Annotated in this window: 20 protein-coding genes, 1 tRNA gene and 1 pseudogene; 13 read left to right on the top strand and 9 right to left on the bottom strand. The window is 46.1% G+C overall.

Annotated elements, in window-relative coordinates; all coding sequences use genetic code 11:
* Positions 1-2: 2 nt before the first annotated feature.
* Positions 3-75, bottom strand: a tRNA-Gly gene (locus tag R7E00_RS21850).
* Between the two features lie 156 nt (positions 76-231).
* On the bottom strand, positions 232-777 hold the full coding sequence (gene orn, locus R7E00_RS21855) for an oligoribonuclease (protein ID WP_017635574.1): 546 nt from the start codon (positions 775-777) through the stop codon (positions 232-234).
* Between the two features lie 129 nt (positions 778-906).
* Between orn and rsgA the strand changes: the two genes are divergently transcribed.
* From rsgA to R7E00_RS21875, 4 genes are all read left to right on the top strand, one after another.
* The gene (gene rsgA / locus R7E00_RS21860; protein WP_005386419.1) at positions 907-1,971 is read left to right on the top strand and encodes a small ribosomal subunit biogenesis GTPase RsgA; all 1,065 of its coding nucleotides are present in this window, start codon (positions 907-909) and stop codon (positions 1,969-1,971) included.
* A gap of 116 nt (positions 1,972-2,087) precedes the next feature.
* Positions 2,088-2,945 carry an archaetidylserine decarboxylase gene (gene asd, locus R7E00_RS21865; protein ID WP_005381465.1) on the top strand — a complete coding sequence of 286 codons (858 nt, stop codon included), beginning with the start codon at positions 2,088-2,090 and terminating at the stop codon, positions 2,943-2,945.
* 166 nt (positions 2,946-3,111) lie between these two features.
* The gene (locus R7E00_RS21870; RefSeq protein ID WP_262606407.1) at positions 3,112-4,527 is read left to right on the top strand and encodes an SLC13 family permease; all 1,416 of its coding nucleotides are present in this window, start codon (positions 3,112-3,114) and stop codon (positions 4,525-4,527) included.
* A gap of 132 nt (positions 4,528-4,659) precedes the next feature.
* The gene (locus tag R7E00_RS21875; protein ID WP_005381469.1) at positions 4,660-5,547 is read left to right on the top strand and encodes a DMT family transporter; all 888 of its coding nucleotides are present in this window, start codon (positions 4,660-4,662) and stop codon (positions 5,545-5,547) included.
* 82 nt (positions 5,548-5,629) lie between these two features.
* Here R7E00_RS21875 and gpmM read toward each other — a convergent pair whose 3' ends face one another.
* A complete protein-coding gene (gene gpmM, locus R7E00_RS21880; protein WP_005381471.1) occupies positions 5,630-7,162 on the bottom strand; it encodes a 2,3-bisphosphoglycerate-independent phosphoglycerate mutase in 1,533 nt (510 codons plus the stop codon).
* Positions 7,163-7,709: 547 nt separating this feature from the next.
* On the opposite strand from gpmM, the gene R7E00_RS21885 reads away from it, so the two are divergent.
* The 5 genes from R7E00_RS21885 to R7E00_RS21905 all read left to right on the top strand — a co-directional run bounded on the left by R7E00_RS21885 (position 7,710) and on the right by R7E00_RS21905 (position 12,140).
* Positions 7,710-8,144 carry a rhodanese-like domain-containing protein gene (locus R7E00_RS21885; protein WP_005386415.1) on the top strand — a complete coding sequence of 145 codons (435 nt, stop codon included), beginning with the start codon at positions 7,710-7,712 and terminating at the stop codon, positions 8,142-8,144.
* 225 nt (positions 8,145-8,369) lie between these two features.
* Positions 8,370-8,834: a protein-export chaperone SecB gene (gene secB / locus R7E00_RS21890; RefSeq protein ID WP_005386410.1), complete on the top strand. Its 465-nt coding sequence runs from the start codon at positions 8,370-8,372 to the stop codon at positions 8,832-8,834.
* A 195-nt stretch (positions 8,835-9,029) separates the two neighbouring features.
* The gene (gene gpsA, locus R7E00_RS21895) at positions 9,030-10,067 is read left to right on the top strand and encodes an NAD(P)H-dependent glycerol-3-phosphate dehydrogenase (protein ID WP_005381474.1); all 1,038 of its coding nucleotides are present in this window, start codon (positions 9,030-9,032) and stop codon (positions 10,065-10,067) included.
* A 78-nt stretch (positions 10,068-10,145) separates the two neighbouring features.
* The gene (gene cysE, locus R7E00_RS21900; protein WP_005381475.1) at positions 10,146-10,967 is read left to right on the top strand and encodes a serine O-acetyltransferase; all 822 of its coding nucleotides are present in this window, start codon (positions 10,146-10,148) and stop codon (positions 10,965-10,967) included.
* Positions 10,968-10,994: 27 nt separating this feature from the next.
* Entirely contained in the window at positions 10,995-12,140 is a 1,146-nt protein-coding gene (locus R7E00_RS21905; protein WP_005381476.1) for a murein hydrolase activator EnvC family protein, read from the top strand.
* Positions 12,141-12,213: 73 nt separating this feature from the next.
* Here the strand turns inward: R7E00_RS21905 and R7E00_RS21910 are convergent, their stop codons facing one another.
* From R7E00_RS21910 to epmA, 4 genes are all read right to left on the bottom strand, one after another.
* On the bottom strand, positions 12,214-13,170 hold the full coding sequence (locus R7E00_RS21910) for a DHH family phosphoesterase (protein WP_230238599.1): 957 nt from the start codon (positions 13,168-13,170) through the stop codon (positions 12,214-12,216).
* A 144-nt stretch (positions 13,171-13,314) separates the two neighbouring features.
* Positions 13,315-13,950 carry a TetR/AcrR family transcriptional regulator gene (locus R7E00_RS21915; RefSeq protein ID WP_005381480.1) on the bottom strand — a complete coding sequence of 212 codons (636 nt, stop codon included), beginning with the start codon at positions 13,948-13,950 and terminating at the stop codon, positions 13,315-13,317.
* 21 nt (positions 13,951-13,971) lie between these two features.
* On the bottom strand, positions 13,972-14,346 hold the full coding sequence (locus tag R7E00_RS21920; protein WP_206954765.1) for a VanZ family protein: 375 nt from the start codon (positions 14,344-14,346) through the stop codon (positions 13,972-13,974).
* A gap of 9 nt (positions 14,347-14,355) precedes the next feature.
* On the bottom strand, positions 14,356-15,327 hold the full coding sequence (gene epmA / locus R7E00_RS21925; RefSeq protein WP_170890891.1) for an elongation factor P--(R)-beta-lysine ligase: 972 nt from the start codon (positions 15,325-15,327) through the stop codon (positions 14,356-14,358).
* A gap of 435 nt (positions 15,328-15,762) precedes the next feature.
* Here epmA and frdA point away from each other — a divergent pair, with 435 nt between their 5' ends.
* From frdA to frdD, 4 genes are read left to right on the top strand one after another with little or no spacing between them, the layout of a single operon-like run.
* Positions 15,763-17,562 (top strand): fumarate reductase (quinol) flavoprotein subunit, encoded by a 1,800-nt coding sequence (gene frdA, locus R7E00_RS21930; protein ID WP_115386347.1) that lies wholly within the window; start codon positions 15,763-15,765, stop codon positions 17,560-17,562.
* The gene (locus tag R7E00_RS21935; protein WP_005381489.1) at positions 17,562-18,320 is read left to right on the top strand and encodes a succinate dehydrogenase/fumarate reductase iron-sulfur subunit; all 759 of its coding nucleotides are present in this window, start codon (positions 17,562-17,564) and stop codon (positions 18,318-18,320) included. Before frdA ends, R7E00_RS21935 begins: the two co-directional genes overlap by 1 nt.
* Positions 18,321-18,322: 2 nt before the next feature.
* Positions 18,323-18,706: a fumarate reductase subunit FrdC gene (gene frdC, locus R7E00_RS21940; RefSeq protein WP_005381491.1), complete on the top strand. Its 384-nt coding sequence runs from the start codon at positions 18,323-18,325 to the stop codon at positions 18,704-18,706.
* 11 nt (positions 18,707-18,717) lie between these two features.
* Positions 18,718-19,095, top strand: coding sequence for a fumarate reductase subunit FrdD (frdD, locus tag R7E00_RS21945; RefSeq protein WP_005381493.1), 378 nt, complete (start codon positions 18,718-18,720; stop codon positions 19,093-19,095).
* A 102-nt stretch (positions 19,096-19,197) separates the two neighbouring features.
* Here the strand turns inward: frdD and R7E00_RS21950 are convergent, their stop codons facing one another.
* Together R7E00_RS21950 and R7E00_RS21955 are read right to left on the bottom strand one after the other, a co-directional pair.
* On the bottom strand, positions 19,198-20,601 hold the full coding sequence (locus tag R7E00_RS21950) for an SPFH domain-containing protein (protein ID WP_005386397.1): 1,404 nt from the start codon (positions 20,599-20,601) through the stop codon (positions 19,198-19,200).
* A gap of 266 nt (positions 20,602-20,867) precedes the next feature.
* Positions 20,868-21,106: pseudogene (locus R7E00_RS21955) on the bottom strand (elongation factor P); the annotation flags it as partial.

Genomic DNA, 21,106 nt, shown 5'->3' on the forward strand with positions numbered 1-21,106 from the left:
GGAGCGACACACGAGGTTCGAACTCGTGACCTCAACCTTGGCAAGGTTGCGCTCTACCAACTGAGCTAGTGTCGCATCAACAACGTTTCCGCTGTTTAGGGCTGCGAATTATAAGAGCATTTTTTTGTGATGCAAGTCCTTCCTTCAAAAAAACTTTATTTTTTTACTGAACGACGAAAAAGCAATCAAAAGCGATATAAATTACAACAATTTGGATCGCAACCTTAACAGTTAAATCTTGAAAATAGTACCTCGATAGTACTTAAGTTCTGCGATGGACTCACGAATGTCGTCCAAGGCCAAATGTGTTCCCTGTTTTGTGAACCCATTTAGCACCTCAGGTTGCCAGCGACGTGCTAGTTCTTTAAGAGTACTAACGTCAACATATCGGTAATGGAAGAACTCTTCCAACTCAGGCATATGCTTGTATAAAAAGCGACGATCCTGCCCAATGCTGTTACCACATATTGGCGACGCCCCTTTTGGCACCCATTTTTCTAAAAATTCAATGGTTTGTGCGACTGCGTCTTGTTCTGAGATTTGACTGTTTCGAACGCGCTCCACCAAACCGCTTGCCGTATGCGTATTAGTACACCAGTCGTCCATTTTCGCCAGTTCTTCTTCCGGCTGATGAATCGCTAACACTGGACCTTCAGCCAAAATATTTAGTTCGCTATCCGTGACAATAGAAGCAATTTCGATGATTTTGTGCGTTTCAGGATCAAGCCCTGTCATCTCTAAATCAACCCAAATTAGGTTTTGATCGCTAAAGGACATGGTTACGCCGCCTATTTGTTTATCGATAAAAGAGGTACTATACCTCAAAATACGAGAAACACGATACTCATACACGGAGCCAAGAGTACGGCTCAACCATTTGAGTAAATTCACATAAAGTACAGAATTGTGGCAAAGAAGAAAAAGTTAACCAAAGGTCAGGTGCGACGCGTACGTAGCAACCAACAAAAGCGTTTGAAGAAGCAAGAAGATTCCATCCAGTGGGATGAAAACATGCTAGGCGCCAGCAAGCAAGGTCTCGTGATCACTCGTTTTGGTCAGCACGCGGACATTGAAGACCTTGAAACAGGCGAAATTCAACGCTGTAACCTCCGCCGTGGTATTGAGTCTCTAGTATCTGGCGATCGTGTTTTATGGCGCGAAGGATTGGAGTCTATGGCGGGCATCTCTGGTGTTGTTGAAGCGGTAGAACCTCGCTCTTCAGTGCTCACTCGTCCAGATTATTACGATGGCCTAAAACCCGTTGCAGCCAATATTGATCAAATGGTCATTGTCTCTTCGGTATTACCAGAGCTATCGCTAAATATTATTGACCGCTATCTCGTTGCATCAGAAACACTGAATATTGCGCCATTGTTGGTCTTAAATAAAGTCGACCTTCTAGAAGCCGATGATCGTGCAATGTATGAAGAATGGCTCAAAGAATATGAACGCATTGGCTATAAAGTGCTTCTGGTCAGCAAGAAGTCTGGAGAAGGCATTGCTGAACTAGAAACCCTGCTGCGTGACCGAATTAATATCTTTGTTGGTCAATCAGGCGTAGGGAAATCCAGCTTAGTCAACGCGTTAATGCCGGAACTAGAGAGCGAAGTGGAAGAAGGCGAAGTCTCTGAGAACTCTGGCTTGGGCCAACACACCACGACGGCTGCACGTTTATACCACATTCCAACGGGTGGCGATTTGATCGACTCACCTGGAGTACGTGAATTTGGTCTTTGGCATTTGGAAGCAGAAGAAGTAACAAAAGCATTCGTTGAATTTCGACCATATTTAGGCGGTTGCAAGTTCCGAGATTGTAAACACAATGATGACCCAGGCTGCCTTCTACGCGAAGCTGTCGAGAACGGGGAAATTAACGAAACTCGCTTTGAAAACTATCATCGTATTTTGGAAAGCATGGTTGAAAACAAAGCAAATCGTCAGTATTCACGTAATAAAAAAGCCGATCTGTAATTGAGTTAAGGCTGTAACTGTGTAAAAAGTCTTCACCTAATACTGACAAGCAAATTAAATTTCAGTAACATCACGCGCCCTAAAGCGCGAATCTAACAGAAGTATCGGAATTAAAGATGGACAAGTTTAAAGTTGGACTGCAGTACTGGATCCCACAACACGGCCTCACTCGCCTAATGGGTAAACTGGCTTCAGCAAAAGCTGGCGGTCTAACAACAGCAGTTATTCGTTGGTTTATCAAACAATACAATGTGAACATGGATGAGGCGAAGCACTCAGATCCTAAGCATTTTAAAACGTTCAACGAGTTTTTCGTTCGTGAGCTAAAAGAGGGCGCACGCCCAATTTCTGAAGGCGAAAACGTCATCACTCATCCAGCCGACGCTTGTGTTAGCCAATTTGGCCCTATTGAAGATGGTCAACTTATCCAAGCAAAAGGTCATCACTTCTCAGCACAAGAATTGCTGGGCGGTGACGCGAATTTAGCGGACGAATTTAAAGATGGTTCTTTTGCCACATTGTATCTATCTCCGCGCGATTACCACCGTGTACACATGCCATGTGACGGCACTCTGCGCCAAATGATTTACGTACCAGGTGACCTGTTCTCAGTAAACCCTCTGACAGCAGAAAACGTACCGAACCTATTTGCACGTAACGAGCGTGTGGTGTGTATCTTCGATACTGAGTTTGGTCCAATGGCACAGGTGCTTGTTGGTGCGACAATTGTTGGCAGCATTGAGCAAGTATGGGCTGGCACGATCACTCCGCCTCGTGGAAACACTGTCTACAAATGGGATTACCCAGCAGAGGGTGACAAGGCCGTGATCTTGAAAAAAGGCGAAGAGATGGGCCGCTTCAAACTGGGTTCTACTGTTATTAACCTGTTTGCCAAAGACGCGATTGAGTTTGACGCAAGCATGGAAAACGGTAAGCCAACCGTTATGGGCACACCTTACGCCTTGAAAAAATAAGTAAAACACCGTTAAAGAGCCCTTTATTAAGGGCTCTTTTTATTGATAAAAAGCAAAACTCCGTTCGAAATTTAGCCTCTATTTCTCAAACTCATACCTGCCTCTAAGACCCTCATTCCACAATCAATTATCCTGCGCTTAGAATGAATATTTAGAGGGGCAGCCAATGCCAAAGATGAGTGTAAACACGTTGGCGAAATTGCTGGTGTGCTTTTTAATTCCGCTCGGTGTTTTGATGATGCCGATCGATGCTATTCCTATTGACGATCTCACTTTAATTCAGCATCGCCTGTTGGCTATTTTTCTTCTTGCTGCCCTACTTTGGGTTCTCGAGCCGGTTCCCGTTTTTGCTACGTCCATTCTTATTATCGCTCTTGAACTGATCATGATATCGGATAAAGGTTTGCATCTATTTCGCAATCCACCAGCGGGGCATGATTTAGGAGAGTTAATTGCTTACACCGATATTTTCTCGGCCTTCTCTTCACCGATCATTATTCTTTTTATGGGTGGTTTTGCTCTCGCGATTGCGGCTTCCAAATACGAGCTCGACAACAACCTCGCCCGAGTGCTACTAAAACCATTCGGCACACAACCTAAGTTCATCATGCTGGGCTTGATGTTAATTACCGCCGTTTTTTCAATGTTTATGTCCAATACTGCCACGACCGTGATGATGCTAGCCCTGCTTGGCCCCATCGTCGCTTCAGCACCTAAAGGGGATTTAGGGATTAAAGCACTGGTGTTGTGTATTCCAATTGCCGCGAATACAGGCGGCATTGCGACTCCGATAGGCACGCCACCTAATGCGATAGCGCTTCAATATCTCACTGGAGAAAACGCGATAGACTTCCTATCGTGGATGACAATGGGTCTACCATTTGTGTTGGTACAACTCACTGTAGCTTGGTTCTTGTTGCAAAAGCTGTTTCCGTCTAGCGAACCAGAAATGAAACTAAAGCTAGATGGTACATTCAAAAGGAGCTGGCGTGCGATCGTCGTCTACATCACTTTTGCACTAACCATTGTGCTTTGGATGACAACGAAAGTGCATGGCATGAATACATACGTTGTCGCGATTATCCCACTAGCAGTGTTCACGTTAACGGGCATTATGGGAAAAGAAGAGCTCAAGCTGATTAACTGGGATGTTTTATGGCTGGTTGCCGGTGGTATAGCAATTGGTATTGCCTTAGACAAAACGGGCTTAGCCGAAGCATTAGCGCACGCCATTGATTACAGCCTGCTATCACCATTTGCCGTTGTTTTAGCCCTATCAGTAGTGTGTTGGTTAATGGCGAACTTTATGTCTAATACCGCAACAGCAAACTTATTGATGCCTATTGCTGCCGCTATTGGTACATCAATGCCAAGCCTTATTGCGGTTGGTGGCCTACAAGGTTTACTGGTTGTCGTCGCCTTCTCCGCATCACTTGGCATGATCTTACCGGTTTCCACACCACCAAACTCTTTGGCTTATTCAACAGGCCTCATCGAGAGCAAAGACATGGCGAAAGTAGGCCTGATTCTCGGTTTGATTGGTCTAATTATCGTGTATGGCGCAGTTTTGGTACTGTTTTAATCGAAGAGCTCCATGAAAAAGCGTGTTGTCATGGAGCTGCTCTCCAGCTACTGCCCTTACAGAGCGGCTTTTACATCCCATAAATTTCGTGCATATTAAGACTCCTCTACTCTACAAGGACGTCGACACATCATGGGTTACGAATGGCTTGCTTTATGCGCCGCTTTTCTGTGGGCAGTTTCTAGCCTAATTTCGGTCATTCCTGCACAACACCTAGGCGCATTTTCTTACAGCCGCTGGCGTATGGGCTGCACAGCCGTGATCTTATCAACAATGGCCTGGATAACTGGCGGCTGGTTAACGGTTTCTTGGGAACATGTAACGCCAATGATGGCCTCAGGACTGATTGGTATTTTTATTGGCGATACCGCTCTATTCGCGTGTTTGAATCGTATGGGGCCAAGACAAGCCGGGTTACTCTTCTCTTGCCACGCCGTGTTCTCTGCCATCTTGGGCTACTTCTTATTTAGCGAAGTCATGACCACAATAGAACTACTGGGCGCATCATTGGTATTTAGCGGCGTGGTGATGGCGATATTCTTTGGCCGAAGAGGTCAAGTGAATAACGTCTTGGAAGACATTAAAGGTAACATCTGGGTAGGTATTGGACTTGGCTTAACCGCAGCAATGTGCCAAGCATTGGGAGGCATTATCGCCAAGCCAGTAATGCAAACCAGTATTGACCCAGTTGCGGCTTCTGCTATTCGAATGATCAGTGCCTTTTTCGCCCACAGCATGTTGTTAGTTCTAGGGGTCAAAGTCGCTCGCTCGACGCAACACATTACTTGGCGCGTATTTGGTATTACTGCCCTTAATGGTTTCTTGGCGATGGCCGTCGGCATGACGCTAATCTTATACGCACTGCAAGAAGGAAATGTAGGTATGGTTGCACTTCTATCTTCAACCACGCCAATTATGTTGCTACCACTGCTCTGGATTTACACTAAACGCCGACCAAACCGATTTGCATGGTTGGGCGCAGCCCTAGCTGTGATTGGTGCTGGCATTTTGGTTCAGTAACCTTACAGACCAGCCCTTACTGCCAGATACAAAAAAGCCCGAGTTTAAACTCGGGCTTTTGTCATTCGGAGCCGTTAGTTAATTATTTAACTAGTACTTCACCCGTCATTTCTGCTGGGATTTCTAGACCAGCTAGAGAAAGCATGGTTGGTGCAAGGTCAGACAGTTTACCGCCTTCTTTGAATTCAACCGCTTTGTCACCTACATAGATTAGAGGTACTGGTAGGTTAGTATGAGCAGTGTGGATGCCGCCAGTTTCAGGGTCGATCATCATTTCTGCATTACCGTGGTCCGCAGTGATCAATAGTTGACCGCCAACTTCTTTGATTGCTTCAACCACTTTACCCACACTTTCATCTAGAGCTTCGATTGCTTTCTCAGCCGCTTCATAAACGCCAGTGTGACCAACCATATCTGCGTTCGGGTAGTTACAGATGATGGTATCGAACTTACCAGACTTGATAGCCGCAACCATCTTATCTGTTAGTTCTGGAGAGCTCATTTCAGGCTGCATGTCGTACGTTGCAACTTTTGGTGAAGCAACCAATTGACGCTCTTCGCCTTCGAATTCGTTCTCAACACCACCGTTGAAGAAGAAAGTCACGTGTGCGTATTTCTCTGTTTCAGAGATACGTAGCTGAGTTTGACCTTGTTTAGATAGCCACTCACCGTAAGTGTTTTCTAGAGACGCAGGTGGGAATGCGATAGCTAGAGGGATATCAGCCGCGTATTGAGTCAGCATCACAAAGTTGATTGCTGGGAATACTGCACGCTCAAAGCCGTCAAATGCAGGAACGAATGCACGAGTGATTTGACGTGCACGGTCAGCACGGTAGTTCATGAAGATAACCGCATCACCATCTTGCATGATTGCGTCTTCTTGACCTTCTGCTTTGATAGCTGTTGCTTTAACGAATTCGTCGTTTTCTTCACGAGCGTAAGCCGCTTCTAGACCTGCAACTGCCGTTTCTGCTGTGAACTCAGCTTTAGCTTGAGTTAGAAGATCGTAAGCAACTTGGACGCGATCCCAGTTGTTGTCACGGTCCATTGCGTAGTAACGACCTACTAGAGAAGCAACGCGGCCTTTACCTAGTTTCGCAAATAGGTCTTGGAAACGTTGTAGTGAGTTTTCAGCACTACGTGGTGGTGTGTCACGGCCGTCTAGGAAGCAGTGTAGGTAGATTTTCTCTGCGCCACGCGCCGCTGCCATTTCAACTGCTGCGTAAATGTGGTCTTCGTGAGAGTGAACACCGCCTGGAGACATCAGGCCCATGATGTGTACTGCTTTTTCAGCTTTCACAGCAGAGTCGATTGCTTCAACTAGCGCAGGCGTTTGTTCGAACTCACCATCAGCAATTGATTTAGTGATACGAGTCAGGTCTTGGTATACAACGCGGCCTGCACCAATGTTAGTGTGACCAACTTCAGAGTTACCCATTTGACCATCAGGAAGGCCAACATCCATGCCTGAAGCAGAGATTAATGTGTGTGGGTTATTCGCAATCAGAGCATCCATTACTGGTGTTTTCGCATTCGCAATTGCGTTACTTGCTGTGTCTTCACGGTAACCGTAACCGTCAAGGATAACTAGAGCCAATGGCTTCTTAGCTGACATAGTGATGACCTCATCAAATTTAAGTAACTTTTGGCGTAGGGCCTCGCTGCCCTATCTAACCTTGAAACAAAACTAGCGTAATTTTACTACACTTTTTAACCAAAACTGTAGGTTAAGATCAAATAATGTTTGCGATTTATTGTTGCTATCTTACAAGTTAAGCGAACAACGAGTCAGTGCCGACAATCGTGTTCCACAAGCATAGTCATTTCTAATACGCTTTGTACACCCCAGTCTAAGTTCGGTTTTCTTACGCTTCTCATTCTTATTTTTGCACTTGAAACAGCGCTAATTTAAAGCAACATCAAACAAGATGGGTTAATACCTATTGTTCTCTTTTCTCAGTAAAACAGAAGTCACTTAAACCGATAAGTCCAATAGGCAAAAGCAATCAAGCTACCAGAGCAAAATGTACGGATAGTAAGGGCATAAAGGGTTTATAGAGATCTCAATTATTCGTTAGAAAATTTTAACCCTCTCGCCTAAGAGCCGTAACCTCGCTATACTCCTGCTTTATTTTTCCGCCAACAGCGTAAGAGCTCAAGACATGCAAGAGTACATTGAATTTTTCCAACAGAACATGATTCTATCTTTGGTTTGGGTAGGTCTTCTTGTCGCCTTTATCATGAACATCGTGAAATCAGCGACAGCCGCATACAAAGAAATCAACGTAAACCAACTGACTCATCTTATGAACCGTGAAAACGGCGTTGTAGTGGATATCCGTACCAAAGACGAGTTCAAAAAAGGTCATATCACCGACTCACTTCACATTTTACCGTCAGACATCAAAGCGGGTAACTTGGGTAGCCTTGAAAACCACAAATCAGACCCAATCATTGTTGTATGTAAGACAGGACAGACCGCTCAAGAAAGCGCAAACCTACTAGTAAAAGCTGGCTTCGAAAACGTGAGCCTACTAAAAAATGGTTTGATTGCGTGGAACGAAGCGAACCTGCCGTTAGTTCGCGGTAAGAAGTAGGAACGTGGCAAGAACGAAAGTTCGCGTTTAAACGCGCTTTTACCAAGCCTCGCGGACAAAAAACTGAGCAAATTGAAAGCAGTTGGAGCACTAAGTTGTGACGCTTTGCACGTAATACACGCTTCATCTAGTCAAGGTAGATTGGCTCAGTTAGTCTCAGGACATACCAGTTTTCTGAGCTTAGACGTTTCTAGGCTCAACAAATATTGATTTAAGGATTAAAAAATGGCTGAAGCAGCACCTCAAGACGCACAACAAAACTTCGCAATTCAACGCATCTTCCTAAAAGACGTTTCTTTTGAAGCGCCGAACTCTCCAGTAATTTTCCAGAAAGAGTGGAACCCAGACGTTAAACTAGACCTAGACACTCAAAGCCGTGAGCTTGGTGAAGGCGTTTACGAAGTTGTTCTACGCCTAACCGTTACTGTGAAGAACGAAGAAGAGACTGCGTTCCTATGTGAAGTTCAACAAGGTGGTATCTTCACTGCTGAACAAATGGAAGCTGGTCAACTTGCACATTGCCTAGGCGCATTCTGCCCGAACATCCTATTCCCATACGCTCGTGAAACTATCTCAAGCCTAGTCGTTAAAGGTACGTTCCCTCAACTGAACCTAGCGCCAGTAAACTTTGACGCGCTATTCATGAACTACCTACAACAGCAAGCTCAACAAGGCGAAGCTGAAGCGTAATTCACGTTTTATAAGTGACGAATAGCCACAGTGCTGACGTCACCGACTCAAATAAAATGCACAGAGCGTCTACCATTCGATGCAATGTGCATTTTTTATTTCTGACAAAAGTTCCTAGTTCCTAATCGCCAGAAGGCGTAAAATTTGACGATTAGGAACTAGATTCTACTAGTAGCAAGACAATTAGGCGGTAGCATGACACAAGCAAATACAAACAATGCTTACGGTAAAGACATCGCAATGACTGTGATTGGCGCAGGCTCATACGGCACCTCTTTGGCAATCTCACTCGCTCGTAACGGCGCGAACGTTGTCCTTTGGGGACACGAGCCAGAGCACATGGCTCGCCTAGAAGCAGACCGAGCTAACCATGCCTTTTTACCAGGTGTTGATTTCCCTGAAAGCTTGATCATTGAATCGGATTTAGAAAAAGCCGTTCAAGCAAGCCGAGATTTGTTGGTTGTGGTTCCAAGCCATGTCTTTGGCATCGTGCTAAACAGCTGTAAACCATTCTTGCGCGAAGACTCTCGCATCTGTTGGGCAACCAAAGGGCTTGAACCTGAAACGGGGCGCCTGCTGAAAGACGTCGCTTATGACATTATCGGTGAAAACTACTCACTAGCAGTATTGTCTGGCCCAACGTTTGCGAAAGAGCTCGCAATGGGTATGCCGACTGCAATCTCTGTTGCGTCTCCAGATTCTGAATTTGTTGCGGATCTACAAGAAAAAATCCACTGTAGCAAAACCTTCCGCGTATATGCCAATAGTGACTTTATTGGTATGCAATTGGGTGGCGCTGTGAAAAACGTTATTGCGATTGGTGCGGGTATGTCTGATGGTATCGGTTTTGGCGCCAATGCCCGTACTGCATTAATTACTCGTGGCTTGGCTGAAATGAGTCGCCTTGGCGCTGCGCTGGGTGCACAGCCAGAAACCTTTATGGGCATGGCGGGTTTAGGCGATCTTGTCCTGACATGTACCGATAACCAATCACGTAACCGACGCTTTGGCTTGGCATTAGGCCAAGGTAAAGACGTTGATACGGCTCAAGAAGAAATTGGTCAAGTGGTTGAAGGTTACCGCAATACAAAAGAAGTATGGCTACTTTCTCAACGTATGGGTGTTGAGATGCCGATAGTTGATCAAATTTATCAAGTATTGTATCAAGGAAAAGATGCGCGCTTAGCAGCGCAAGATTTACTTGCTCGTGACAAAAAAGCCGAAGGAAAGTAGCAATCTACCGCCCTTTGCAGCTCATCTGAGAAAAATTGAAGTTGTCGGGTCACGGAAGAACCACTCTGGATATTGAGAATGAAACACTGCGAAAAACAAAAAGTCTGGAACAAAATTGTCTCAGAAGCCCGTGAAATGTCAGAACAAGAGCCTATGCTGGCGAGCTTCTATCATGCCACCATTATCAAGCATGAAAGTTTGTGTGCCGCTCTGAGTTATATTCTGGCTAACAAATTGAACACCGCTTCCATGCCAGCGATGGCTGTGCGTGAAGTGGTTGAAGAAGCCTTTGCGGCTGATCCAACCATCACTGACGGCGCGGCTTGTGATATTTGTGCCACGGTCAATCGCGACCCTGCTGTTTCAATGTACTCAATGCCATTGCTGTACCTAAAAGGCTATCACGCACTGCAAGGCTACCGAGTAGCAAACTGGCTGTGGAAGCAAGGTCGTCACGCTCTTGCGACTTACCTACAAAATCAGATTTCGGTAGCATGTCAGGTCGATATCCACCCTGCAGCGCGCATTGGTAGTGGTATCATGCTCGACCATGCAACAGGCATCGTGATTGGTGAAACTGCCGTGGTCGAAAACGACGTGTCTATACTGCAAGATGTCACCCTTGGTGGTACTGGTAAAGAATGCGGTGATCGTCACCCGAAAATTCGCGAGGGTGTGATGATCGGAGCTGGTGCAAAGATTCTTGGCAATATCGAAGTCGGTGAAGGCGCGAAAATCGGATCTTGCTCTGTGGTATTGCAAGCCGTGCCTCCTCACACAACGGTGGCTGGCGTGCCTGCAAAAATCGTCGGACGTCCAAAAACGGACAAACCCTCTCTCGATATGGATCAAGGCTTTAACGGCAAGTCGCAAAGCTTTATCCATGGAGATGGTATTTAATCGTCAACAAACCTTTTTGACAACAACGTGGTAGGTAACTCTCAAGTGCGAAAACAAAATCACCCTGTTCTACGCTCGGCTATTTTATTAACTTGTGCTTTATCTGCCACTTATCCCATTACCTCCTCTGCTGTGAGTCAGCAAGAGCTCAAAGGCGTATCCAGTGAGATAAGCCGTCAGCGCAAATCGCTCTCTTCCCAAGAAAAGCAGCTCAATGAGTTACAGAAATCACTAAAAGATCAAGAGCTTGGTATTTCTAAGCTTGAGCGTGAAATACGACAAACCAAGTCTAACCTCGCACAAGCAGACAAAAACATAGAAAACCTGGAAGAGAAAATTGCCTTGCAAGAAGCACAGCGTCAAGAGCAAGAAGAAGAACTCAAACAGCTGCTGCAAACGTATTACGTAACCGAGCGAGCGAAAGCCAATGGTCACTTGTTAAATCAAGGTGTGGAAGAAGACCGCATGAGCCAATACTTCCAGCATTTAGCTAAAGCACGTGCTGAAGTGATTGATGCGATCACCAAAATAACCCAAGAATTAGCGCACAACAAAAACCAGCTCGAGCTAGAAAAAGAGCAAATCGAGACTCTGCTCAAGCAGCAATCCGAAAAACGTACAGCGCTAGCGAGTACACAATCCAAGCGTAAGCAAACCCTGAATAAAATTCAGAGCAGTATCAAGAATGACAAACGCTACTTAGCAGAGCTGCAACGCAACGAAACCCGTTTAAAAGCAGAGATCGCCAAAGCAGCGAAGCGTAATGCGGTGCCAATGGACGGACTCGGCAAACAGCGCGGTAAGTTGCCTTGGCCACTAAAAGGCAGTGTGTTACACAACTTTGGTACGCGACAAACCGGGCAGGTAAACTGGAAGGGCATGGTGCTGTCTGCCAACTATGGTCAACAAGTGAAAGCCGTTTATCCTGGTACTGTCGTATTTGCGGAGTATCTGCGCGGATACGGTTTAGTGGTACTGCTCGACCACGGCAAAGGTGACATGACCCTCTATGGTTACAACCAAGCCTTAACTAAAAAAGAAGGCGACCGAGTCACCGCCGGCGAAGTGATTGCTCTCGCGGGTGATACGGGCGGTCAAGACAGGCCATCGCTGTACTTCGAAATTCGTCGTAATAGTGAAGCGCAGAATCCGAAATCTTGGTTAAAGCGCTAATTATCTGACTTATTGACTTGTCATAAAAAAGGAGCCACTCGGCTCCTTTTTTGTATTCATATTTTGGAAAATACTATGCGTAGTAGGTTTCTACCGCATCAATAAAAGCATTCACATCATCTTTGCTTAACGCGTTGATTCCTGCCGCCGCCTCTCGCCCCCCACCTGTCGGGAACTGACCACACACGGCCACGGCACCTTGTTTATTGTTTAACGGGGCACGGAGTGAAACCGTATAAGTCCCATCTGCATTTTCAGTAAGTACCGCATGCGCAGAGTCAGGGTTTTGGTTTGCCAGCCAGTTGCCATAAACACCACTGATTCGGCGTGATGCCGCCGTGTTTGGTAACTCAAACAACTTCAGCTTACCGCTCTCATGCATGGCAGGCACTGCGAGAGCCGCCTCCATGTCTTGTTGGTAAGCCGATTGCAATTGGTAGTATGGCGAGGCCGTATCTTCAATAGCTTCAAATGGTGACATGTACTTCAGCAAAGCTCGGTACAGCTCCGCAGGATGAAAGTGTAAATCTTCGACTTTCGAGCCGTAGCCGTTGTAGTTAATTAAAGTACCCAGCTCTTTTAGCTGCTCTTTCTGTTGCTGCGACAAGCCCGCGTTATTCGCTAACTCATCGGCTTTAGCAATCATGTTATCGCCATAAGCCGCCGTAATCGCCCAGTCATGAAAACGTCCATCGAGCAACTTATCGACAATCAACGCCGTGCACATGTTGGCATCGAGATCGATGTGCGCATCCAAATTACCATGCTGAGGAATGTCGCCCGCTTTGTGATGATCGGCGTAAAAGACGTGCGCGCCTTGAGCCAAAGCTTGCTCTAGACCTGCCATGTTCTTTTCCATCGAAATGTCTAACACAGTCAGCTCATCACCCGCTTGCACGTCTACTTTTTCCACCAGCTTGATGTCGCGCTTTACACCGGTTATTAACTGGGCATCGACAGGATCAGCCAAACGTAATTGTAGAAGAGCAATGATGCCATCAGCATCACCATTAAAAATGTCGTAATTCATGGGGCGATAGTTCCTTTATCGAGAATCTTATCCCTGCAAGGGTTTTTAGCGTATGGGATTATTGTGCGTGGCATATTTGACAAGTCAACTCGAGCCACGACTCGAAAATGAGAGTGACTCTCGAAATATTAAGCAGTTTGACGTTTAACTGTGTAAATTGCTAACCGCATCTTCTAATAACAGTAGCTGCTCTAAGCCCTGCTCAGTTGCTAATGGCTTAACGACATTAAGCATCTGCAACATCCCTTGCTTCACCATTTGCTCGGTAATGTTGGTTTTTGAAGCCATCGCGGATTGATACGCCAACCAACTACACGCAATCAAGTGCAATGTACATACCAATGACTTCAACTGTTGTTGATCGACATTCAACAGCTTCATCGTTACGAACTCTTGCATAATAGCAATGAGGTTCGCTTGCAGCTTCTCTTGCACATCGATGTACTGTTCGTGTAGCTGTTCATCTCGTGACAAGATTTCTGGTAAGTTTGCGTAGAAAAAGCGGTATTTCCACATCAAGGTAAAAATAGAGTCTAGGTAGCTCTTCAGCATAGTCAGGCTCTCTTGCGAACCTTGAATAGGGGTAAATCTTTCTAAAAGTTCTGCTGAATAAAGCGCAAAGATCTCACGAACGATTTCTTGCTTATTGCGGAAGTGGTAATACAGATTACCAGGGCTAATTTCGATGTGATCGGCAATGTGATTGGTGGTGATGTTGCGCTCACCATGTTGGTTGAACAACTCCAGTGCCGCGTAGACGATTTTGTCGCGCGTTTTCATTGTTATCGTGTTCCCTCTTCATTAACGAATCGAGTATAGCGACTTCACCAACCTAGGTCGATAGAGGCTCCAAATACGGTAACATAACAGACCAGTTAAGATGCCAGTTGAGTTGGCGACAAGGTCTAACCAAGAAGTTTGTCGCCCTACATACCCTTGCAACCACTCAATAACGGCGCTGAATAGCAAAATACCAATCGCCACCGCCCAACGTTGACGCCAACGCCACACACAAAAACAACCTAAAAACGCAAAGCCGCTGTACGCCATAGCGTGCTGCATTTTGTCGAGATACACGATATTGCCCCAGTCTTGCAGTTCACCTGAACTCAGAGATAAAAAAGCGATCAATATGGCGTAGCTAAAGATGGCGAAACGTGCAGCCGTCAGGTTCATTGGACGTCCTTATGCAATTGGAAATGGAAAGGCCGTCACTTGATCAATGTGGTCACAGCCTAGCGCCAGCATGATCAAACGATCGATACCCAACGCGACCCCTGCACAGTCTGGCAACCCTGCTTCCAGTGCAGAGATCAGATGATAATCGATCGGCTGTGGTTTTAAACCCATTTCGATACGCTTTGCGTTATCTTGTTCAAAGCGCGCTAATTGCTCTTTCGGGTTATCCAGTTCATGAAATCCGTTCGCCAGCTCTATCCCCTTAAAGTACACTTCAAAACGATCCGCGACGCGATGATCTTGAGGATTGATTTTCGCAAGCGCCGCCTGTGATGCAGGGAAATCGTACACAAAAGCCGGCACGTCCTGACCAATTTTGTTTTCTACTCCCACGCTAAATAGTAGTTGCAGCAGCGTATCGCGATCTTCTTCTGGCTCAGCAATGTCACTCAAACCCAGCTTGCTTGCCGCCGCTTTCAGCTCAGTCATCGAGCCTTCCAGTGGACACATACCCAACACATCAATGAAGGCTTGCTGATACGTCATGCGCTGCGCTGCGCCACACTTCAATACCAGCTGCAACAGGTCATCCATTTCATCCATCAATTTATGATGGTCAAAGCCAACGCGATACCACTCCAACATCGTGAATTCAGGGTTGTGGTAGCGACCATTCTCTTCATTACGAAATGCTTTGTTGATTTGATAAATACAACCGCTGCCCGCAGCCAAAAGGCGCTTCATATGGAATTCTGGGCTGGTCATAAAAAACAGCTTACTGCCATCGGCATAGCCTGGGCCAACAAACTCGGTTTGGAAAGTATGCAAATGAATGTCAGTCACGGTTGCGTGACTCATGGCTGGCGTATCGACTTCCATCACCTGTCGGTCAGCGAAGAATTGTCGAATCGACGCGATTAACGTCGCACGTTGACGAAGTTGGTCAATGGAAGCAGTAGGTTGCCAGTTGGTTTGCATAACAAGTCTCTCAAACTTTAATTCAGCGAGGAAAGCCTCATTCTACATGCTTTTTACTCTTCAAGAAGAGAGGAATATCCCTTCTTCTTTTTACTAATGTGCTCGCCAATTTGAGGCAAGCATTACTCGTGCCGCAGCACAAAAAACACTCAGTTAAAATCCTATTATCCATGCGGTTAATGTCGCGCAACACAGGTTTAACATCCCTAATGTTAATGCTTGAGGGCCAAAACCTCGATGCCGTGATAGCAGTCACATAACCTATAAATTCTATGCCCTTAAGTGCATTACCGAAGCAAAAACCCAATTACATCAATTTTTCTGCCATGTGGCTCATCTACACTAACCCTACTACTTTTGGGGAGTTCTTTTTAAGGAGCGCCTCGTAATGACAATAACAAGCGGATTTCCGCAATCACACACTGGAGGATAACTGTGCAAATTATCACCACAGATATCGCAGTCATCGGCGCAGGCGGCGCTGGTCTTCGTACTGCTATTGCAGCGGCTGAAGCAAACCCAGACTTAGAAGTCGCTCTGATTTCTAAAGTTTATCCAATGCGCTCCCACACGGTCGCTGCAGAGGGTGGCTCAGCAGCAGTTATCAAGGATGAAGATAGCTTAGACAACCACTTCAACGACACTGTTGGCGGTGGTGACTGGCTATGTGAACAGGATGTTGTTGAATACTTTGTAGAGAACGCGACTCGCGAAATGATCCAAATGGAGCAATGGGGTTGCCCATGGAGTCGTAAAGAGAACGGTGAAGTCAACGTACGCCGCTTTGGTGGTATGAAGGTTGAACGTACTTGGTTCGCTGCAGACAAAACTGGCTTCCACATGCTTCATACGCTATTCCAGACATCAATGAAGTACAGCAACATCAAACGTTTTGATGAGTACTTTGTGGTGGATCTGCTTGTTGATGAAGGCGAAGTTCAAGGTCTGATTGCTATTCACATGTCTGAAGGCGAGCTTGTTACTATCAAAGCAAAATCTGTTGTTCTAGCAACAGGTGGCGCGGGCCGTGTTTACCACTGTAACACCAACGGCGGTATCGTAACGGGCGATGGTATGGCAATGGCGTACCGTCACGGCGTTCCTCTACGTGATATGGAATTCGTTCAATACCACCCAACCGGTCTTCCTGGCACAGGTATCCTGATGACGGAAGGTTGTCGTGGTGAAGGCGGTATCATCGTTAACAAGAACGGCTATCGTTACCTACAAGATTACGGCATGGGCCCTGAAACTCCAGTTGGCCAACCGAAGAACAAATACATGGAACTGGGTCCTCGTGACAAAGTTTCTCAAGCTTTCTGGCACGAACAACAGAAAGGCAACACCATCAAACACCCACTGGGTGACGTGGTGCACCTAGACCTTCGCCATCTTGGTGAAGAGTACCTACAAGAACGTCTACCGTTCATCTGTGAGCTAGCAAAAGCTTATGTAAACGTGGACCCTGCAAAAGAGCCAATTCCAATTCGTCCAACCGTTCACTACACCATGGGTGGTATTGAAACGGACGGCGGTTGTGAAACTCGCATTAAAGGCCTATTCGCGGTGGGTGAATGTGCGTCTGTTGGTCTTCACGGTGCAAACCGTCTAGGTTCAAACTCACTGGCTGAGTTCGTGGTATTTGGCCGCGTAGCAGGTGAAAACGCCGTGAAACGTGCGGCAGAATTCAAAGGCTGGAACGACGCGGCAATTGACGCGCAAGTAAAAGCGGTTGAAGAACGCATCGCTAACCTAATGAACCAAGAAGGCGACGAAAACTGGGCAGAAATCCGCACGGAAATGGGTCACACCATGGAAGCGGGTTGTGGTATCTACCGCCAAGAAGATTTGATGCAAGCGACTATCGACAAAATCACTGAGTTGAAAGAACGCTACAAACGCATCAGCATCAAAGACAAAGGTAAAGTGTTCAACACTGACCTTCTGTACGCCATTGAAGTAGGCTACGGCCTAGAAGTCGCAGAAGCGATGGTTCACTCTGCGATTCTACGTAAAGAATCTCGCGGTGCGCACCAACGTCTAGACGACGGTTGTACAGAACGTGATGACGTGAACTTCCTAAAACACTCACTTGCTTTCTACAAGCCAGAGTCAGCACCAAGTATCGATTACAGCAATGTGACCATCACTAAGTCACAACCAAAAGCTCGTCTATACGGTGAAGCAGCAGAAAAAGCCGCGGCTGAAGAGAAGAACGCAGAGGAGCAAGCATAATGTCAGCAAATCGCATTCAAAAAGTAGACATCCTGCGTTACGACCCAGAAAAAGATGCAGAACCATACAAGCAAACATTCGAAGTCCCATTCGATGAAACCATGTCTGTACTTGACGCACTTGGTTACATCAAAGACCACCTAGACAAAGATCTGTCTTACCGTTGGTCTTGCCGTATGGCGATCTGTGGCTCTTGCGGCATCATGGTGAACAACGTACCGAAACTTGCTTGTAAGAGCTTCCTACGTGACTACCCAGACGGTGTGACTATCGAGCCTCTAGCGAACTTCCCAATCGAGAAAGACTTGATTGTTGATATGACGCCATTCATCGAGCGCCTAGAAGCAATCAAACCATACATCATTGGTAACGATCGTAAACCAGAAGACGGTACGAACTTGCAAACGCCAGAACAGATGGCGAAATACAAGCAGTTCGCTGGCTGTATCAACTGTGGTCTGTGCTATGCAGCATGTCCTCAGTTTGGTCTTAACCCAGAGTTCATCGGTCCTGCTGCACTAACGCTAGCCCACCGCTACAACCTAGACAGCCGTGACAACGGTAAAGATGAGCGCATGAAGCTTATCAACGGTGAAAACGGTGCTTGGGGTTGTACGTTTGTTGGTTACTGTTCTGAAGTTTGTCCGAAGAACGTTGACCCAGCAGCGGCAGTAAACCAAGGCAAAGTGGAGTCTTCTATGGACTTCGTGATTGCTATGTTGAAACCTGATGGTTCACCAAAGAAAGTGGAGGCATAAGGATGAGCAATCGTAAACCTTACGTTCGTGAAGTAAAACGCACTTGGTGGAAGAACCATCCTTTCTACCGCTTCTACATGCTACGTGAAGCGACGGTGCTTCCGTTAATCCTATTCACTCTGTTCCTAACTTTCGGTTTAGGTTGCTTGGTGAAAGGTCCTGAAGCATGGCAAGGTTGGTTAGCGTTCATGGCGAACCCAATCGTAGTCGCAATCAACATCGTTGCACTACTCGGTAGCCTATTCCACGCTCAAACTTTCTTCAGCATGATGCCACAAGTAATGCCAATTCGTTTGAAGGGCAAACCAGTGGACAAGAAGATCATCGTATTGACTCAGTGGGCCGCGGTTGCGTTCATCTCACTGATCGTTCTCATCGTGGTGTAAGGAGCTGAGCAATGAAACCGAATTATAGTGTAAACACATCACCAAAACGTTCTGATGAGCCAATCTGGTGGGGTCTGTTTGGCGCAGGTGGTACTTGGTTCGCGATGATCACGCCAATCACCGTTCTTGTGCTAGGTATCTTGGTACCACTAGGCGTGATTGACGCAGAAGCGATGAGCTACGAGCGTGTCTCTGCCTTCGCAACCAGCATCATCGGTGCGCTATTCATCATTGGCACGCTAGCATTGCCAATGTGGCATGCAATGCACCGTGTACACCACGGCATGCACGACCTTAAATTCCACACTGGTGTGATTGGTAAAATTGCATGTTATGCATTTGCAGGCCTCATCACTGCACTAGCAGTTATCTTTATCTTCATGATTTAAGAGACTGACCAAAAAAGAAAAAGCTGGCTAAATGCCAGCTTTTTTATTGCTTTGGGTTACCTATGATCTTTTTGCTTTTTAAGCTTTTGACCACCCATGATCTTATTGCTGTGCGACCTTCTTTGTCTGGTCCATAAGACCCAGAGCACCAAAGCCAGTAATCACATCTAGGTTTGTTTTCAAGCCCGTTTCGTCACTTCCACCAATGTAATTTTGTGGCATCTGAACTTGGAAGTTTTGCAAATTGTTGTACAGCGAGTTCGCTACGTCTCGATTCAATTCTGCCAAGTAAACTTCACGGTTTGCTCCTAACGCCGCATACTTACCTTTAAGGACTTCAGATTCTGCGCGACCTTTCGCTAATATCGCTTTCGCTTCAAACTCAGCAGAAAGTGCGTTCGCTTTTTGAATCGCTAAGTTAGCCTCTGCGATAGCTAGCTCTTTCTCCTTCTCGACTTCAGCAAGTCGTTTGGTTTTTTCCACTTCAACGATTTCACGCTCTGCAATCTGACGTGCAACTTCCACTTCTTTTTGCTGAGCAATAATTGCGAGTTCTTTACCACGCTGAGCGTCTTGCACCTCACGTGTTCGTTGAATCTCTTTGCGTAACTGCTCGGTCTCTGCCTGTGCTTTCGACGTTTCTTGTTCCTGAATCGCGCGAATACGATCCGCCACTAGACGCTTTTTATCTGCCAATAACTGATCTAATTGCTTTTCTGGCTGCGGGTCACCAATGGTCACCTGCGTCACTTGAATACCGTATTGTTGTAACGGATTGTCTTGACGAATTGGTTGCCCGGTTTTGTCTACGACTGGCACAGTTTTCCATACCAGTTGATTGGTGCGCTGTAATTGGTTCGGATTGGCTTGATTCGCCCCAACAGGCGCAAGATCCAACTCTTCCACTTCAACCTGACGTCGCTCTGTCAGATAAATCCCCTCTCGTAACTGATCGCCAAGTTTCGATTTGAACTGGTTCAAACCACCTTGGAAAAACTCTTCACCCGTGTATTGGGTCGCGGTAATCACCGTTACGTTACGTGCGTTCTTTACAAGCAGCGCATCGATCAAGTTACTGTTGTTGCGGAACTCTTTGTGCATCTTCTTCACCGCTTCAGGATCATTACTGAGCTTAAAGCGGAATGTTACGGGGATCTGACCAATATAGGTGTCGGCAAATCGAACCTGAATCGCATCAAGGCGTTGATAAAAATCTTCGCCCTTGCTGTTACCGAATGACACGGTGATCACTTGGTCATACTTGGTGATTTTGGACAGAAATGGCATGCGAAAATGAATGCCAGGTTCAGTAAACACATCCAACTCACCAGTAATATTATTCTGATGCACGTAGCTGTAACCCGCATCGGTCATCAGCACCGAGCTATTAATCGTTAAGCCTATTGCCAACAGCGGTACGCCAAATACGGCTGCTTTTAATCCTTTATGTAGTAACTGACGTCTTTCTTCCACCTTTAAACCCCTTCCTAAACCTCTGCTTTCCATTTTGTTCTCCTTTTTGGATTGTTACTGAGTTAAATCGATAAAAATCAGATTGCTATGCAACTCAGCGACAAGTACTAATGTATCAAAATGTTACATTAAGGAATAATCGACAGATTCATGGAATAAATAAGATTTTTACGAATAATACAAAATCATCAAAAATTTGCGGAGGATATCGATGTTTTACGCAGAGGGATTAAAAGAGAAGAATCACAGGCAATAAAAAAGGCCGCCGAAGCGACCTTTCTAACAATCATATAAAGTGCTTACTTCACACGACCTACGTATTCAGCAGTACGAGTATCTACGCGAATCACTTCACCAATTGAGATGAACAGAGGAACACGAACAACAGCGCCAGTTGATAGCGTCGCTGGTTTACCGCCAGTACCTTGAGTATCACCTTTCAGGCCTGGGTCTGTGTCTACAACTTCTAGCTCAACGAAGTTTGGTGGAGTAACAGTAATTGGGTTACCGTTCCAAAGAGTGATCATACAAGTGTTGT

The sequence above is a fragment of the Vibrio sp. Vb1755 genome (genome assembly GCF_033338635.1).
GTDB classification, from domain to species: domain Bacteria; phylum Pseudomonadota; class Gammaproteobacteria; order Enterobacterales; family Vibrionaceae; genus Vibrio; species Vibrio alginolyticus.